This is a genomic window from Paenarthrobacter aurescens (genome assembly GCF_041549525.1).
Taxonomy (GTDB): domain Bacteria; phylum Actinomycetota; class Actinomycetes; order Actinomycetales; family Micrococcaceae; genus Arthrobacter; species Arthrobacter aurescens.
On sequence record NZ_CP157456.1, the window covers coordinates 3,290,097 to 3,306,341 of the forward strand.

14 protein-coding genes are annotated in these 16,245 nt (G+C 62.3%); 8 read left to right on the forward strand and 6 right to left on the reverse strand.

From position 1 onward, the window contains the following. Positions 1 to 80 precede the first annotated feature (80 nt). Positions 81 to 2,300: a S9 family peptidase gene (locus ABI796_RS15240; RefSeq protein ID WP_141281314.1), complete on the forward strand. Its 2,220-nt coding sequence runs from the start codon at positions 81 to 83 to the stop codon at positions 2,298 to 2,300. Between the two features lie 63 nt (positions 2,301 to 2,363). On the opposite strand, the gene ABI796_RS15245 is transcribed toward ABI796_RS15240, so the two are convergent. Beyond that, positions 2,364 to 3,173: a class I SAM-dependent methyltransferase gene (locus tag ABI796_RS15245; protein WP_141281312.1), complete on the reverse strand. Its 810-nt coding sequence runs from the start codon at positions 3,171 to 3,173 to the stop codon at positions 2,364 to 2,366. 19 nt (positions 3,174 to 3,192) lie between these two features. Continuing rightward, positions 3,193 to 3,576, reverse strand: coding sequence for an STAS/SEC14 domain-containing protein (locus ABI796_RS15250; RefSeq protein ID WP_141281310.1), 384 nt, complete (start codon positions 3,574 to 3,576; stop codon positions 3,193 to 3,195). 219 nt (positions 3,577 to 3,795) lie between these two features. Between ABI796_RS15250 and ABI796_RS15255 the strand changes: the two genes are divergently transcribed. Then, positions 3,796 to 5,439, forward strand: a complete 1,644-nt coding sequence (locus ABI796_RS15255; protein WP_141281308.1) for an ATP-binding protein — start codon at positions 3,796 to 3,798, stop codon at positions 5,437 to 5,439. Between the two features lie 150 nt (positions 5,440 to 5,589). Here the strand turns inward: ABI796_RS15255 and ABI796_RS15260 are convergent, their stop codons facing one another. Then, a complete protein-coding gene (locus tag ABI796_RS15260) occupies positions 5,590 to 5,760 on the reverse strand; it encodes a hypothetical protein (RefSeq protein ID WP_017199100.1) in 171 nt (56 codons plus the stop codon). A gap of 107 nt (positions 5,761 to 5,867) precedes the next feature. Here ABI796_RS15260 and ABI796_RS15265 point away from each other — a divergent pair, with 107 nt between their 5' ends. Next, positions 5,868 to 6,920 (forward strand): hypothetical protein, encoded by a 1,053-nt coding sequence (locus ABI796_RS15265; RefSeq protein ID WP_141281306.1) that lies wholly within the window; start codon positions 5,868 to 5,870, stop codon positions 6,918 to 6,920. Positions 6,921 to 6,922: 2 nt separating this feature from the next. Further along, on the forward strand, positions 6,923 to 8,476 hold the full coding sequence (locus ABI796_RS15270) for a bifunctional diguanylate cyclase/phosphodiesterase (protein ID WP_141281304.1): 1,554 nt from the start codon (positions 6,923 to 6,925) through the stop codon (positions 8,474 to 8,476). On the opposite strand, the gene ABI796_RS15275 is transcribed toward ABI796_RS15270, so the two are convergent. Further along, on the reverse strand, positions 8,469 to 9,047 hold the full coding sequence (locus ABI796_RS15275; protein WP_141281302.1) for a GNAT family N-acetyltransferase: 579 nt from the start codon (positions 9,045 to 9,047) through the stop codon (positions 8,469 to 8,471). The two genes, ABI796_RS15270 and ABI796_RS15275, sit on opposite strands and share 8 nt — an antisense overlap. 120 nt (positions 9,048 to 9,167) lie before the next feature. Between ABI796_RS15275 and ABI796_RS15280 the strand changes: the two genes are divergently transcribed. Genes ABI796_RS15280 through ABI796_RS15290 form a run of 3 tightly spaced genes read left to right on the forward strand, consistent with a single transcriptional unit; the run spans position 9,168 to position 11,611 of the window. Beyond that, a complete protein-coding gene (locus ABI796_RS15280) occupies positions 9,168 to 9,632 on the forward strand; it encodes a hotdog fold thioesterase (RefSeq protein WP_141281300.1) in 465 nt (154 codons plus the stop codon). Between the two features lie 8 nt (positions 9,633 to 9,640). Further along, positions 9,641 to 10,978, forward strand: a complete 1,338-nt coding sequence (gene paaK, locus ABI796_RS15285; protein ID WP_141281298.1) for a phenylacetate--CoA ligase PaaK — start codon at positions 9,641 to 9,643, stop codon at positions 10,976 to 10,978. 30 nt (positions 10,979 to 11,008) lie between these two features. Then, positions 11,009 to 11,611 (forward strand): TetR/AcrR family transcriptional regulator, encoded by a 603-nt coding sequence (locus ABI796_RS15290; RefSeq protein WP_014922600.1) that lies wholly within the window; start codon positions 11,009 to 11,011, stop codon positions 11,609 to 11,611. A gap of 336 nt (positions 11,612 to 11,947) precedes the next feature. On the opposite strand, the gene paaZ is transcribed toward ABI796_RS15290, so the two are convergent. Beyond that, the gene (paaZ, locus tag ABI796_RS15295; RefSeq protein ID WP_141281296.1) at positions 11,948 to 14,047 is read right to left on the reverse strand and encodes a phenylacetic acid degradation bifunctional protein PaaZ; all 2,100 of its coding nucleotides are present in this window, start codon (positions 14,045 to 14,047) and stop codon (positions 11,948 to 11,950) included. Positions 14,048 to 14,182: 135 nt separating this feature from the next. Continuing rightward, the gene (locus ABI796_RS15300; RefSeq protein ID WP_141281294.1) at positions 14,183 to 14,905 is read right to left on the reverse strand and encodes a tyrosine-protein phosphatase; all 723 of its coding nucleotides are present in this window, start codon (positions 14,903 to 14,905) and stop codon (positions 14,183 to 14,185) included. A 232-nt stretch (positions 14,906 to 15,137) separates the two neighbouring features. On the opposite strand from ABI796_RS15300, the gene ABI796_RS15305 reads away from it, so the two are divergent. Further along, complete coding sequence (locus ABI796_RS15305; RefSeq protein ID WP_141281292.1) at positions 15,138 to 16,160, forward strand: LacI family DNA-binding transcriptional regulator; 1,023 nt, start codon at positions 15,138 to 15,140, stop codon at positions 16,158 to 16,160. The last annotated feature ends 85 nt before the right edge of the window (positions 16,161 to 16,245 follow it).

Sequence of the window (16,245 nt, forward strand, 5' to 3'; positions counted from 1 at the left end):
ATTCCGCAGCTTGCACACGCTCCGGCGGCTCTGAGCGAAATTGCTGGTTCTGTGTCAGAGCCCGTCTATAGAGTGGCCACATGAGCCACACTTCTTCCGCGCCAGCCTCTGCCAGGGAATCAACAATCCAGCCTCCTGTCGCCAAGCAGATACCTGTCCGCCGCGAGCATCACGGCGATGTTTTTGTGGACAACTATGAGTGGCTCAGGGACAAAGAATCTTCGGAGGTAGTGGAGCACCTCAAGGCGGAGAACGCCTACCAGGAGGCGGTCACGGCACACCAGGAACCGCTCCGTGAAGCCATGTTCCAGGAGATCAAGGGCCGCACGCAGGAGACTGATCTGTCCGTGCCCAGCCGAAAGGACGGCTGGTGGTATTACAGCCGTTCGGTGGAGGGCAAGGAGTACAGCATCCAGTGCCGTGTCCTGGCCAACAACACCGGTGATCCCGTGGCGGACTGGACTCCCCCGGCTGTTGAAGCGGGCGTCGGGCTTCCCGGCGAGCAGGTGCTCCTGGACGGCAACATCGAAGCAGAGGGCAAGCCGTTCTTCAGCGTGGGCGGCGCTGCCGTGACTGTTGACGGCAACCTTTACGCCTATGCAGTGGACAACTCCGGTGACGAGCGCTTCACCTTGCGGATCAAGGATCTGCGCACCGGTGAGCTCCTCCCGGATGTCATTGAGGACATCTTCTACGGGGTGGCCTTCTCCCCGGACGGCACCAGGCTCTTCTACACGGTGGTGGATGATTCGTGGCGGCCCTACCAGGTGAAGGCCCACGTGCTGGGCACCCCTGTGGCTGAGGACGAAGTGATCTACCAGGAGGACGACGTCGCCATGTGGCTCGGCTTCGATCTCTCCTCGGACCGTCGCCACTTGGTGCTGAGCATCGGATGCTCCGAGTTCAGCGAGACGCGGCTGCTCCGCTTCGACAACTACGACGCCGGCCTCAGTATGGTCATCCCGCGCTCCCACCACGTGCTCTACGAGGCCGAGCCTTTCCTGCTCGAGGGCAAGGAAACACTGCTCCTCACGCACAACAAGGACGCCGTCAACTCCATGGTGAGCCTGGTGGACCCGGAGGAACTTACCAAGCCGCTGTCCGAGCAGAACTGGCGGACCGTCGTCGGGCATTCCCGCGAAGTACGCGTCAACGGCGCGGGCGTCACGTCCACCCATGTGGTGGTGTCCGTCCGCAAGGACACCATTGAGCGTGTTCAGGTACTCCCGCTGCGGGGTTTGGGCACAGCGGCTCAAGGCGCCCCTGTGGAGCCGGAGTTCGCTGAAGAGCTCTACACCGCAGGGGTTTCCGGCTCTGACTATGAAGCACCCGTGATCCGCATTGGCTATACCTCGTACTTCACGCCGTCGCGCGTGTACGACTTCGTCCTGCCTACTGCCGAACTGCCCCGGGGTGAATTGCTGCTCCGCAAGGAAAGCCCGGTACTTGGCGGGTACTCGGCAGCTGATTACGTGGCCACCCGCGAATGGGCAACGGCCGACGACGGCACCCGGGTCCCGCTGTCAGTGCTGCGTCACGCTTCGGTGGCGCAGGACGGCACAGCTGCCGGGCTGGTCTACGGCTACGGCTCCTACGAAATGAGCATGGATCCGGGTTTCGGCGTGGCGCGTTTGTCCCTCCTGGACCGCGGAATCGTGATGGTCATCGCCCACATCCGTGGCGGTGGGGAACTGGGACGCACCTGGTACGAAGACGGCAAGAAACTCACCAAGAAGAACACCTTCACGGACTTCATTGCAGCAACGGACTGGTTGGCAGGCTCGGGCTGGGTTGATCCTTCGCGGATTGCTGCCATGGGCGGCTCGGCCGGCGGCCTGTTGATGGGGGCCGTGGCCAACATGGCGCCGGAAAAGTACGCTGCCGTGGTGGCGCAGGTGCCGTTTGTGGATGCTCTGACCACCATCCTGGATCCCGAGCTTCCGCTGTCCGCCTTGGAATGGGAGGAGTGGGGCAACCCCATCACGGACCCTGAGGCCTACGCCTATATGAAGTCCTACACTCCGTACGAGAATGTGAAGGCGGCGGCCTACCCCAAGATCGCTGCTGTGACGTCTTTCAATGACACCAGGGTGCTGTACGTGGAGCCTGCCAAGTGGGTTCAGGCGCTGCGCTCCGCATCCACAGGTTCCGAGCCGATCGTTATGAAGATCGAAATGGATGGTGGCCACGGCGGAGCATCGGGCCGGTACGTGCAATGGCGCGAGCGGGCATGGGACTACGCGTTCATTGCCGATTCCCTCGGCGCTACGGAACTGCTCCCCGGCGCCGGCCTCAAGTAGGAGTTTTTGTACAGCTGATGCCCTTATGGAGCCCCGTTAAGGGCATCAGCTGTACAAAAACTCTCAGCTTTGGCGAGTGCGGAGCAGCGCGTAATAGCCCGGGATGAGGTCCGGGGACGACGGATTGCTCAACGGCCGGGTTTCTATGCTCGTTGAGCCTTCCTCAACAAGGTTCCAATCCGCCGTCGGGAAGGCTCTGGCCCGTTGCACGGCTCCGAAACGCCCAGGCATGGGCAGTCCGCGGATGGCCCCTTCAAGCGGCGCGGGAATGGACTTGCGTGTGGCCCCGAGGTGACTGACGTAGTCCACGGGCGTGCCCGGGAAGTTGGTCTCGGCCAGGAAAACGCCACCGCGGCTCCCGACGACGGGTACCAGGTTTGCGGCCAAAGCGGCCTGGCCGCTGCGGTCCAATACGTGCAGAACGCCACGAATGAAAACGTTCGCGTTGCCCGTCCAGCCTGCAGCTTCAAGGGCCGTTGCCACGGTCCGCGCAGCGTCCGGTGCCGTCATGTCGCACACGGCGAATGACGCCGTCGTGATTCCCGCCGCTTCCTGCCGTGCGCGGTCCACTGCGTTGGCGGAGTAGTCGAGCCCCAGCGCATGCGGGAAATGTTGGGCCAACAGCCGGGTGAAGCTGCCGTTGCCGCAGCCAACATCCACTATAGGAAGAGTGGGATCCAGCTGCTTCAAGCGCGGAAGGTAGCCCGTCAGTTCGTTGGCGCTTCCCGAATCCCACAGGACATCGCCGGTGGCACCGGTTGAACGGACGTTGCCCCAGTAGCGGTCCCAGGCCGTGAGCGGGTCCTTGGGGGCAGCTGAGGAGAGCCTGATGAGCCGGGGGATCAACAGGTACTTTTTGAGCGCGGAGAACATCCTCCAAATATATGGGGCGCTACGCCTCCACCAGCCACTCCAACGCTTCCGTTTCGGATGTGAAGAACTTGGTAGGACAAGGCGGCTTCATGATTCCCAGGAAGAAGTTGGCAATGACCCTGTCCACCGGGGAGGAACCCCACAGGGCGATCCGGGAAGCCTGGCAGGGCTTGGCAAAGACTGATCGTGCGCCCCTGGTGACGTCGTCCGTGGTGGCCATGTCAACAATCATGGGGTGCCGGTTGGTTCCGCAGAGTTCGTTGACCTTGTCCATGGCCCGCTGGGCATCGGACTCCTTGATCCGGGCACCCCGCGGCCAGGTCAGCCGCAGGATCCCGGGCTCTTCGAGTTCCAGCTCGAAACTCACCTCTTGGTGGTCTTGCGGTGTAACTGGGTGGTCCACAATTCTCCTCGCGCATTCAGGACAGCTGCAGGGAAAACCGGATTGCATCCCCCACAGTCACTCCCTCAAGGCTGACTAATCCCCGAGCCAAAGTAAAGGTGTGTCCCACGACTCAAAAAGCCTATTTGCAGTTGGGCGGCCATTGGCTGCGATGCCGCTGATAGTGTGTTGCCACATCCTGCTTTACTGCAGAGACAATGGTGGAACGGAAGGGGCTCAGTGGGCGAGAGGGTTGCCGGGGAACAGCAAGCCTCGTGTTCGGCTGTCGTGGCGGACTCAGACCGTGACCGTTTGGCGGCCACCACGTCAGCGCTTGATGCTGCAGGTTTCCAGGTGTTTCCGGCCACAGATACCTCCTCCATGGCTTTGCAGCTTCAACAACACCGCCCTTCAGTGGTGGTGGCAGCGAAGTCCCTCACTCATGCACTGGGTAGCCCCGGGGTTCCAGTGCTGCTGCTTCTTGACGAGCAGGAATCCGTTGACCTGGAAGAAATGGAATCCTGGCGGGTTGCGGACTACGTCATCAGCCCCGTGCGTCCCGGGGAACTCGTCCACCGGGTTCAAACCCTGATTGGACGTGCACGGGAACGTGCAAGCTCCCGCGCGGAAATCGAAGCACTGAGGGAAAGCCTGCGGAACGTCTCATCAGAGATCCGGCAAACCAATGACCCGCAGCTGATCGCAGAGCACGTGGTTCGAGGATTCGGCCGGGCGTTGGGCATGGACCACGTGTGGTTCGCTACCTTCCGCGATGAACGCGTCCCCAGCATCCGCGCGCAATGGAACCGCCCGGGCCTTCCCCTGCTGCCCGCAAGGTTGGGCGACAGCGAAGGCGTGATCACCGAGACCGCCAACAGGCTGTGGGCCGACGCCGACGTCCTCGCCGTGACAGACCACAGGGAAGACCCCGATTCAGGAATCGCCATGGCGCTCAGGGAGTGGTCCGGCGAGCTCAACCCCGTCTCCACCGTGCTCCTGCCCGTTGGTGAGGGCGCTTCCGCCATGGGAATCATCCTCTTGTCCACGGTGCAGGAACCTCACAACTGGACCCGCCCCGAGATTGCCCTGATGCAACACGTCGCCGGGAACGTAGCCCACGGTCTCATCCAAGGCCACCTCATCAGCGCCCAGCAGCGGGTCCTGCACCAGCTAAGGCAACTCGATAAGGCCAAAACCGACTTCCTGGCCACCGTCAACCATGAGCTTCGGACACCCCTGACCTCCATCACCGCCTACCTGGACATGATCCAGGACGGTTCCGGGGGCCCGGTTCCTGATGGCATCAGGAAAATGCTGGAAGTCATAGCCCGGAACTCGGATCGCCTGCGCAGACTCATTGAGGACATGCTCACGGTCTCCATGCAGGACGGCAGCAACCTGGACCTCAAACCCGTTGACATCGATAAACTCCTCCAAGTGGTGGTGGCAACGCTCCGTCCACTGGCGGAATCGCGCCACGTGTCCGTGTCCTTCACCGAGGCCACCGAAGAAATTGAAGTCACCGCTGATGAAGCCAAGCTGGAACAGGTGTTCACCAACATTGTGGCCAACGCCATCAAGTTCACCCCCGAGGGCGGCCGGGTGGGCATCACCAGCGCCATGTCAGCCTCCGAGGATGGCGGCCCCGCAGCCTTGGTCCGGATTGCTGACAACGGGCTGGGCATCCCTGAGCACGATCTCCCTCACATCCTGACCAGGTTCTACCGCGCCTCCAACGCCACCTCGGCGGCTGTGCCCGGCAGCGGTCTTGGCCTGGCCATAGCCAACGACATCATCAGCCGCCACATGGGACGCATGGTCTTCGACTCCACGCTGGGATCCGGAACCACGGTGTCTGTGGAACTGCCGGTAGGCGGGCCATAGGACGGTGTGACAGCCCTGTCAATCCAGGACACCCAGGATTTGAGCTTGCGTCACTAATGCACGACATCCAACGAAACAAAACTGATGCCCCGGGCAGAAGCCCGGGGCATCAATTTAGCTCATGAGGCCTCGAGAGGCACTCCCCCATGTTTAGTTCGGCCACCAACCGATGCTGGTGGTGTTGGTCTTACCTGTGGTGGTGCTGTTTGGCCACCAGCCAATTGCCGTGCTGTCCTGCGTAGGCTCGGCGTTGGCCGGGGCAGCGAATCCGGTGACTGCCAGAACCGCCGCCATGAGCAGGGTTGCCGCAAATTTTTTCATCCGCTATGCCCTTTCGTACTGATGCGAATTTGTTGACCGTGACTTGAATAAAGTCACGGGGCAAACTATACGAGCTTTTCTTCCGTAATGACATGGATAATGGGCATATGCAAAGTCCCCACCTGGCCCCCCACCTTGTTGCCGGACTGAATGCACGTGCCAAATGGAAGGCCCGGGACTTTGATGAGGCCTTCAGGCTCGCTGTTGAGGCCGCTGAGCTGGCCCACGACGCCGGCGACGACACCGCTTGGTGGAACATGCGTTACTTGCAGGCCGAATGCCTCCGGGACCAAGGAAACATCGAGGAATACCTGGCACAGGCCTCCGCCCTGAATGATCACAGCCTTACCGCGTCCTCCCCCGAGCTTGGCGCCAAAGCCGGAACAATGGTGGCCATTGGGCTCCAAGGCCTCGGCCGGCTTGCAGAAGCTGCAACCATGGCCGCCGATGCTGCAAAACTGGCAGCCACGGACCCTGAACTCCTTTACGTGCAGGTCCTCGCCCAGCGCGCCTTGATCGCCGCTCTGGCCGAGAGCCGTCTGCTCGATGATGCCTGGCGGGAATGCCTTGTCCTGGAAACTTTGATTACCGATGACGTTGATGAGGACACGGCAGGAAAAGGTTACTGGGTGATAGGCAACGTGGCATTCCTGGCAGACCGGGTGGCTGATGGGGGCCGGTACCACGACCTGGCCGCCGAAAGGCTTTCACCCTCCAAGGACGTTGATTTATGGGCACGATTCAACCGTGCCTCAGCCGAAATGCGACTGCAGGCAAAACTCGCTGACGCTGCCACGCTTCGCTGCATTGAGAGAGCAGAGCTAGCAACGGATATTGTGGGCGGATCCGAGCGGGATCATCTGGAAATGTCCTTGGTCCGCGCCCATTGGAATTACCTCGCCGGAGATATGGAGGAAGCCTTGACGATCCTCGAACCCCTTTGCGCCCGCTCCTCCATTCTTGCCAAGCAAACCTCCGCCGAAGCACATTTCCTTTATGGGCGGACTTTGATGGCCACCCAACGAATTGATGAAAGCCTTGTTGCTTTCGAAGAAGCAGCAAAACTTTTCGAACAAGCGGCCTTGCCCGAGCGCAGCGCAGCCGTTCGCGAGCATCTGCGGCAGAGCGTCCGGCGCCGGGGCGGGCCGCACGGGGAGTGAGCATGCCTGACGCCGAATCGTATTCCGCGAACGACCCCCGGTTGGGGCTGCTCCTGGAGGGCATCGTCAGGCTTGCCGCGGGCGACCTGAACACGAGGATCCCAGTCTCTGATGCCCGCGATGAAATTGACGCCGTGATCATGGGCACCAACCTCCTGGCCGAAGATCTGCAGATCGTCTACGAAGAGCTGGAGCAGCGGGTGCAGGCCCGGACACAACAGCTCAATGAAGCTCACCTCGCCATGCAACACATGGCAATGACCGATCCCCTGACAGGCCTGAGCAACCGTTCCGCCTTCGCCACTGCCCTCAGCGAGGCCCAAGCGAACGGGGCGGAAGGCAACAAACGTCCGGCAATCCTTCTGCTGGATATGGACGGTTTCAAAGCGATCAACGATTCCCTCGGGCACACCATCGGCGACAAAGTCCTGGAGACGGTGGCCACCCGAATCAGCGGGGCAGTCCGTGAACAGGACATGGTGGCCCGCATGGGAGGCGACGAATTCGCCGTCCTGCTTCCGGGAGTCAGCCCCGCCGAGGCAAGTTCCATCGGAAGCCGGATCATCGCAGCCGTGTCCGGTGCCATGGAGATCGAGGGTCAGCATCTGCGCTGCGGCGTCAGCATGGGTCTCCGCATGGCCGACCCCGGGCAGCGGGCCGAAGAGCTCATGATGGAAGCGGACATCGCCATGTACGAGTCCAAGGCGGACGGACGCGGCAAGCTCAAGGTGTTTGAACCCGACATGCTGCTTGCCCGGCAAATGCGGAATCAGATGGTGGGCGAACTCAAAGAAGCGATCGCCGGTTCCCAACTGGTGCTCTACTACCAGCCCATCATCAGGCTGGACACTCGCGAAATTGAAGGCGTTGAAGCACTGGTCCGGTGGAACCACCCCACCCGCGGCATCATCATGCCGGACGAGTTCATCCCCATTGCCGAGGAAACGGGAATGATTTCCGATCTGGGCGGATGGGTGCTCCGCACCGCCGTCGAGCAGTTGAAAAAATGGCGCAGCGACCCCCTCACGGCGGGCCACGACTTCAGCATGCGCATCAATGTTTCCGCAGCGGATCTGCAGCGTTTGGAGTTCATCGAAGACGTACGCGAGGCCCTCGCTTCAGCGGGACTGGATCCATCGCTCCTGGTCCTGGAGCTGACCGAAAGCGCCGTCATCCAAGGCAACGATCTTGACCGTTATACGCTGAACAGCCTGCGGCGCCTTGGAGTGGGCCTGGAAATTGATGACTTCGGCACCGGTTACTCCTCCATCAGTTACTTGCGCCAGTTGCCGGTGGACACCGTCAAGGTGGACAGGACGCTGCTTTCGGCTTTGGGCAGCGACCCCGCCCAGCCGGCTCTGCTGGCTGCCGTCCTCCAGCTGATCCGAGCCTGCGGGTTGGCCGCAGTATGGGAGGGGATCGAAAGCGCAGAGCAGGCCGATTACCTGCTGAGCATCGGTTGCACCAGCGGGCAGGGGTACTACTTCAGCCGGCCGCTGCCTGAGCCTCAACTGACCGAACAGCTGAAGCACTACAAAACCTGGCCCGTCAGTTAATGGTCCGCGTCCACGGGTGATGCCGGGTGCGCCACTCCGAGTCCAGCATTGCGTAGATATTCTCGGTAGCCCACTGGCCTTTGTAGTTCCAGTTATCCACCAGGGTTGCTTCCAGCCGCATGCCCAAGCGCTTGCAGACACCGGCAGAACCGGTGTTCAGTGCGTCCAACTTGGCGTCGATCCGGTGAAAGGCCAGTTTCTCGAAGGCAAGCTTCATCACAGCCTCAGCAGCTTCGGTGGCAATCCCATGGCCGCGCGCCTCGGGGTGGAGGATCCAGCCCAGCTCCCCTTGGCCGGTCCCTTCCAGCCACTTCAACACCACCTCGCCCAAGAGCCCGGGCTGATCCTTGCGTTCAATGGCCAGGCACACCCAATCGCCCTCCTGCTTGAACTCAAAGTTGGCGTACCGGCCCAGGACTTCCATGGACCTGGTTCTGCTCAACTCATTGCGAAAAAGAAACCGGGCAGTTTCAGGAAGGGACTGGTAGCCATGGAAGCGATCAAGGTCCTCCGCTTCGAAGCGGCGCAGAACGAGTCGATCGGTGATGATGGGAAGCTCAATTTCGGGCATGGTTCCGAGGCTACTAGGTGCAGGCGATTCAAGGTCCAGTCCTGGGTCCAGTCTTGACACGTGGCGCGATCTGGGATTACCTAATGAACATTCGGTAAATAAAGCTGGAGGCAATGACGCATGGTTGAAACAACCCTCTCCGGTGCTTCGCACCACATCCTGACCAACGACTACGCGTCTGAATGGATGGGCATCGAGGTCCTCAAGCTCGACGACGGCCACGCCACCATCCGCATGCAGCTCCGCCAGGAGATGCTCAACGGATTCGGCATGGCCCACGGCGGAATGATCTTCGCCTTCGGTGACACAGCCTTCGCGCTGGCCTGCAACCCGGCCAACCCCACGCCCAAGCAAGCCGCCAACATCACGGTGGCCTCCGGCGTCGACATCAACTTCATCAAGCCCGCATTCCAGGGCCAGGTGATCACCGCCGTCGCAAACCGCCGCGCGAGCACTGGCCGAAGCGGCCTCTATGACATCCAGATTTATGCGGCCTCGCCCGACGCCCCTTCCTCCGCTGACACCGGACCCGGGGAACTCATTGCCGAGTTCCGTGGCCGCAGCCGCACCATCTCCAAGAAGTAGGAACCCCCATGACTCAGAACACCGTGGCCGCAGTTTCCACACCCGATGCAGCCGTGCTGGACCGCGAAGAAACCATCTCCCGCGACGAACTGGAGGCCCTGCAGCTCACCCGCCTCCAGCACACCGTGGCCTACGCCTACGATCGCGTTCCGCTGTACAAGCGGAAGTTTGACGAAACCGGCGTGCATCCTACCGACCTCCGCGAGTTGAGCGACCTCAGCAAATTCCCGTACACCACCAAAGAAGACCTCCGCCTGGAGTACCCCTTTGGGATGTTCGCCGTCCCACAGGACCAAGTGGCGCGCATCCATGCCAGCTCCGGCACCACAGGGCGCCCCACAGTGGTTGGCTACACCAAGCAGGACCTCGCCAACTGGGCCACCCTGGTGGCCCGGTCCTTCCGCGCCTCCGGCGTCCGCCCCGGCATGAAGGTCCACAACGCCTACGGCTATGGCCTGTTTACCGGCGGACTCGGTGCGCACGCCGGTGCTGAAGCACTCGGCTGCACTGTCATCCCCATGTCCGGCGGGCAGACCGAACGCCAGATCCAGCTCATCCAGGACTTCAAGCCGGACGCCATCCTGGCCACGCCCACCTACCTGCTGACCATTGCCGACGCCATGGCACACCAGGGCATAGACCCGCGGTCAACGTCGCTCAAATACGCCGTCCTGGGCGCCGAGCCATGGACCGAAGAAATGCGCCACGAGCTCGAAACCACCATGAACATCAAGGCCTCGGACATCTACGGACTCTCCGAAGTCATGGGCCCCGGCGTTGCCGGCGAAGCCGTGGAAACCCAGGATGGCTGCCACATCTGGGAGGATCACTTCCGCCCCGAAATCATCGACCCCTTCGATCACTCCACAGTGCTGGCAGACGGTGAACCCGGCGAGCTCGTCTTCACATCCCTGACCAAGGAAGCGCTGCCCATCATCCGCTACCGCACCAAAGACCTCACCCGCCTGCTCCCCGGCACCGCACGCCCCGCACACCGCCGCATGGGCCGCATCACCGGCCGCAGTGACGACATGATCATCCTGCGCGGCGTGAACCTCTTCCCGTCACAGATCGAGGAAATCGCCCTCCGCATCCCCGAGCTCAGCCCCCATTTCCAGCTCGAAATCACCCGCCCCGAGGGCAAGCGCATGGACTCGCTGACGGTCCGTATAGAGCGGCGCGAGGCTGTGTCTCCCGAGGCAAGCACGACGGCGGCCCACACCTTGCGTGAGCAGATCAAGATTCATGTGGGGTCATCTTGCGTGGTTGATGTTGTGGAGCCGGGTTCCCTTGAGCGGTCCAACGGCAAGCTTCGCCGGATCTACGACATGCGCCCCAAGGCCTGACCTTGGATGAGATCGTGAGAAAATGCCAGCATGCCTACTGAGACCACCACCAAGCGCGGACGGCCCGGTTATGACCAGCAGTCGGTGCTCCGCATCGCCGTCGACGTCTTCAACCGCCACGGGTACGACGCAACGTCCATGGGCATTCTGGCCGAAAACCTCGGGATCTCGAAGTCAGCCATCTACCACCACGTGCCGTCCAAGGGCGATCTTCTGAAGCTCGCCCTGGACCACGCTTTGGGCGGGTTGGAAGCAATTCTGGAGGAGCCCTCCGCCACGTCCGGGCCTGCCGATGCGCGGCTGGAGTTCGTGCTTCGGCAGACCATCGCTGTTCTGGTGGACAGGCTGCCGTTCGTCACGCTGCTGCTTCGCCTGCGGGGCAACACGGAGATTGAGCGCGACGCCCTGGAACGCCGGCGCGCCTTCGACCACAAGGTGGCCGAGCTGATCGCCGCTGCCAGGGAAGACGGATCGCTGCGCCAGGACATCGATCCGCGCACCGTCACACGCCTGCTGTTCGGCACCATCAACTCGATTGTGGAGTGGTACAAGCCGGGCGGCTCGCTGTCTCCGGAGAAGCTCGCCGACGACGTCATCACCATGGCCTTCGACGGACTCCACACCGCCGCCTGACCGTCTCTCACATCCCCAGGCCTTGAGCCGCATCCTCTCTCACATCCCCAGGCCCTTGAGCCGCACCCTCTCTCACATCCCCAGGCTTTGAGCCGCACCCTCTCTCACATCCCCAGGTGACGGGCGTGACGAACCCGGGTAACGCCGTCGTCGTTTGGTTCCTTTGACTGCCCTTAGCGGTAACGACGAAACGCCTTCCCGCAAGAAGCGGAAAGGCGTTTTGTCGTTCCTGCAAGAGGGTCCCGGCCGAACCCACGGGACGTGAGAGAGGGACCGGTTAGGCCCCGCGGGACGTGAGAGAGGGATCGGTTAAACCCCACGGGACGTGAGAGAGGGTTACTTCTCCACGAGGGTCAGGACGTCGTAGGTAGCCACGATTTCGTCGTTCTGGTTGGTCAGGACGGCATCCCAGGCCACCTCACCGTATTCGTCGGTTTCACGAGGCGTGATCTTCTTGGCTGTCAGAGTGACCCGGATGGAGTCGCCGGCGGCAACAGGGGTGATGAAGCGAAGGTTCTCCAGGCCGTAGTTGGCCAGGACTGGACCCGGAGCCGGCTCCACAAAGAGCCCGGCAGCCCAGCTCAGGAGCAAGTACCCGTGGGCCACAATGCCGGGGAAGAACGGGTTGGCCTCGGCGGCTTCCTGGTTGGTGTGCGCGTAGAACGTGTCCCCCGTGGAGTTCGCGAAAGCGGTGATGTCCTCAAGCTTGACCTCACGGAGTTCCGAACGGACGGCGTCGCCGATTCGCAGGGTGGACAGGTGCTTCCGGAAGGGGTGCTCCCCCTCGGTCTCCACGGTGAAGTTCCTGTCGGCGCCGGTGTGCCAAAGGCCCGTGACGGCGGTCAGCATGTTGGGCGAACCCTGGATGGCGGTGCGCTGCATGTGGTGCATCACCGAGCGGATGCCGCCCAATTCTTCGCCGCCGCCTGCACGGCCGGGACCGCCATGGACCAGGTGCGGGACCGGGGATCCGTGGCCTGTGGACGAGCGGGCGTCTTCACGGTTGAGCATGTGGACGCGTCCGTGGTGGGCAGCGATGCCGAGCACAAGCTCCTGCGCCACAGCGGGATCGTTGGTGCAGACCGATGCCACCAATGAGCCCGAGCCGCGGGCAGCCAGGCGGATGGCGTCGGAAAGGTCCGAGTATCCGATCACTGAGGAAACCGGCCCGAATGCCTCCAGCGAGTGCACTTCTTCGGCCTCAGCGTCGGCCCAGCTCAGGAGAACCGGGGACATGAACGCGCCGTCTTCTACCACGCCCACGTTGCCTCCAACAGAGGTGACCGACGGCGAATCGAGAGATCCGTACGCGAGCTCACCACCGGCGTCGAGCATTGATTGCACGGCGGCGCGGACGTCTGCGAGCTGTTCCAACGATGCCAAGGCGCCCATGGTGACGCCTTCGGCGCGGGGATCGCCCACCACCACACGTTCGTTGATACGGGCACCGATGGCGGCGGCCACCTCGGCGGTCAGTGACTGCGGGACTATGACGCGGCGGATGGCGGTGCACTTCTGGCCCGCCTTGACGGTCATCTCGGTGACCACGGCCTTGATGAAAGCGTCGAACTCGGGGGTGCCTGGAACGGCGTCGGGGCCCAGAATTGCTGCATTGAGGGAGTCCGTTTCCGAAGTGAAACGGACACCGCCCTGGACCACGTTTTTGTGGCCCTTCAGCGAGTTTGCAGTGGAAGCCGAGCCGGTGAAGGACACGAGGTCGCGGTAATCGAGCTCATCCAGGATGGTGCGGGCTGAACCGGAAATCAGCTGAAGCGAGCCCGCGGGGAGAATCCCGGACTCGATGATTGCCTTGACCGCTGCAGCCGCAACGTATCCCGTGGGCGTGGCCGGCTTCACGATGGTGGGGACGCCGGCAAGGAATGCGGGGGCGAATTTCTCCAGCATGCCCCACACCGGGAAGTTGAATGCGTTGATCTGTACTGCAACACCGGGAATGCGGGTGTAGATGTGCTCGGCCACGAACGATCCGTCCTTTGACAGCGTCTCCATGGGCCCATCCACAACAACCTGCGAGTTGGGCAGTTCGCGGCGGCCCTTGGAGCCGAACGTGAAGAGCACGCCGATGCCGCCGTCGATGTCGATCATGTTGTCGATCTTGGTGGCACCGCTCTGCGATGAGGATTCGTACAGCTCTTCGCGGCGCCCGTTGAGGTACATGGCCAGCTCTTTGAGTTTGAGCGCGCGCTGGTGGAACGTCAGCTTGCCAAGTTCTGTCTGCCCGGTGGTACGGCCGTAATGCACGACGGCGGCGAGGTCCAGTCCATCGGTGCTGACGTTGGCCAGCACTTCTCCGGTGCTGGCATCACGGACGGGGACTGTCTTGGCGTCGGGCGCCGGGGTCCACCAGGCGTCCTGGACGTAGCTGGGAACGGTTGCAACGGCTGTGGTTTCCGGGGCGACTGCTGTAGTGGTCATCGTCGACGGGTCCTTCCAAGGCACGTGAAATCGGCACGGTCCCTGCTGACTGGAGCCAACATTACTGACCGGCCGTTCGGTAATATATACAGGGTACATGAATGCCCCGTCGAGTACAGCAGGAATTTCCCCGCCCTAGCTCGGGCCGGCCACACCGAGCTTTGCCCGCACTGCCTCCAACTCCGGATCGGAGACACCATGGGCGCTCAGAAACCGCACGACGTCCAGCGATGCCAAGAACACACGCAAGCTCTCGCGCCGCCCGGCCAGCACTGCCCCAAGATCAACCTCCGACAGATACGGATCATGCGCATGCGGTGCCCCGTGGGTGCGATGCCGCTCGTTGATCCCCCGGGCAGCAAGCTCGTATCCCTGCACGATCTCCTCATCACCGGCACCCGCCAACCGCTGCAGCATCACCGCGATCACTCCACTGCGGTCCCTGCCCGCGGAGCAATGAACCACCACCTTGCCCGGCGAGGCGGCAATAACCTTGAAGACAGCCGCGATCCTGTCCGCGAACAGCTCCAGATAATCCCCATACTGGGCCGGGTCCTTGAGGTACGGGCCGAACAGCACGCTGAAGTCCCTATGGTCCGGATCTTCCGTTGGGCAATGTACGACGTCGATCCTCGCCTTCGCCTCGTCCGGCACCTCGGGATCGGTGTCGCGTTGCCGCCGCTCGCGCGAGGCGCGAAGATCGATCACGGTGCGGACGCCGTCGTCGTACATCTGCTGCCAGCCGGATTCGGTGACCCACTCATGGCGACCCATGCGGTACACACCCCCGGCGATACGCCAGGCGTTGACGGCGCCGTCCCAGTGGACATCTTGGTGAGCTGAAGTAGTCCCGTCCATAGGAAGTAGCTAAGCACACTGATGGCCTGCGGTGGGAGGTGATAGAGGGTCAGGCGGAAGCACGCGGGAAGTGATAGCGGGTCCGGGGGAAGCGCCCGGGAGGTGAGAGAGGGTGGGGACGGGCCTTGCGGAGTTGGAGTGACCCATGTCATACTCATTCTCGATGCGCATCGACGATACGTATCGATAAGCCGCAGGAACTGTTCAGCAGAGAGCACGAGGAGGTCAGGACATGCCCACCAGCAAGGACGTAGCCCAGGCCGCCGGAGTAGCTCAAAGCACAGTCTCCTACGTCCTGAGCGGCAAGCGCCCGATCTCCGAGAAGACCCGCAAAAAAGTTGAAGACGCCATTCAACAGCTGACCTATCAGCCCAATGCCGGCGCCCGTGCCCTCGCCAGCCGGAAGACCCGCGTGATTGGCCTGGTCATCCCGTTCATCCCCGAACTGCATATGGCTTCCATCATGGAATTCGTCTCCGTGATCGCCAACACCGCCCGACTCTATGATCACGACATCCTCCTGGTCACCGAGGACGAGGGTGCGCCCGGGTTGAAGCGCGTGGTGGGTCAGCAGATCTGCGATGGCCTGATCCTCATGCAGGTTGAAGGGGATGACGAACGCCTTCCGGTAGTCCGCAGCCTCAACGTTCCTGTGGTGCTGATCGGCATTCCCCACGACCCCTCCGGACTGGTCTGCATCGACGCGGACTTTGAAATGGCCGGGGAGCAATGCGTTCAGGACCTCGCCGCTGCCGGGCACAGGGTGATCTCCGTGATCGGCTGGCAGCCCGAAGTGGTGGAGCGCCACGTGAACTACGTTGAACGCTTCACGTCCGGCACCAACAAAGCAGGCCTGGACGCCGGCGTGAAGGTGTTGCACCTCCCCGGCGGCACCGATCGCGATGTCATTGCCGAATCCGTGGACAAGGCCTTGGCTGAAACTGACGGCGTTCCTGCGTTCATTGCACCTGACGGCACCGTTCAGGACGTTCTTCGCCGGGTATTGAACAGCCGTGGACTGACTCCGGGGCTGGACGTTTCCGTGATTGGCAGCGCCTCCCCTACCCTGGCCGAGCTCCAGCCCATTCCGCTTTCCACCATTGACCTCCGTTCGGCAGAAGTCTCCCGCCGCGCGGTGAAGATCATCTGCGACCTCCTCGAAGCCGAGAACCAGGGACCACACGAATCCCTGGAACTGGTACCCACGGTCATCACGCACCGTTCAAGTACGCTCCGTCCACCCCGCGGCAGCTAAGACCTCCTCTGCAACCACCTGCACTACCTTCGTTTCCGAACTCATCGATACGCATCGTCGATACGCATCGATAAATCGATCCCCA

Excerpts from the sequence above, each read along its gene's own strand:
- ABI796_RS15240 (WP_141281314.1), top strand. The coding sequence starts at position 81 with ATGAGCCACACTTCTTCCGCGCCAGCCTCTGCCAGGGAATCAACAATC.
- ABI796_RS15245 (WP_141281312.1), bottom strand. The coding sequence starts at position 3,173 with ATGTTCTCCGCGCTCAAAAAGTACCTGTTGATCCCCCGGCTCATCAGG.
- ABI796_RS15260 (WP_017199100.1), bottom strand. The coding sequence starts at position 5,760 with ATGAAAAAATTTGCGGCAACCCTGCTCATGGCGGCGGTTCTGGCAGTC.
- ABI796_RS15265 (WP_141281306.1), top strand. The coding sequence starts at position 5,868 with ATGCAAAGTCCCCACCTGGCCCCCCACCTTGTTGCCGGACTGAATGCA.
- ABI796_RS15270 (WP_141281304.1), top strand. The coding sequence starts at position 6,923 with ATGCCTGACGCCGAATCGTATTCCGCGAACGACCCCCGGTTGGGGCTG.
- ABI796_RS15275 (WP_141281302.1), bottom strand. The coding sequence starts at position 9,047 with ATGCCCGAAATTGAGCTTCCCATCATCACCGATCGACTCGTTCTGCGC.
- ABI796_RS15280 (WP_141281300.1), top strand. The coding sequence starts at position 9,168 with ATGGTTGAAACAACCCTCTCCGGTGCTTCGCACCACATCCTGACCAAC.
- paaK (WP_141281298.1), top strand. The coding sequence starts at position 9,641 with ATGACTCAGAACACCGTGGCCGCAGTTTCCACACCCGATGCAGCCGTG.
- ABI796_RS15290 (WP_014922600.1), top strand. The coding sequence starts at position 11,009 with ATGCCTACTGAGACCACCACCAAGCGCGGACGGCCCGGTTATGACCAG.
- paaZ (WP_141281296.1), bottom strand. The coding sequence starts at position 14,047 with ATGACCACTACAGCAGTCGCCCCGGAAACCACAGCCGTTGCAACCGTT.
- ABI796_RS15300 (WP_141281294.1), bottom strand. The coding sequence starts at position 14,905 with ATGGACGGGACTACTTCAGCTCACCAAGATGTCCACTGGGACGGCGCC.
- ABI796_RS15305 (WP_141281292.1), top strand. The coding sequence starts at position 15,138 with ATGCCCACCAGCAAGGACGTAGCCCAGGCCGCCGGAGTAGCTCAAAGC.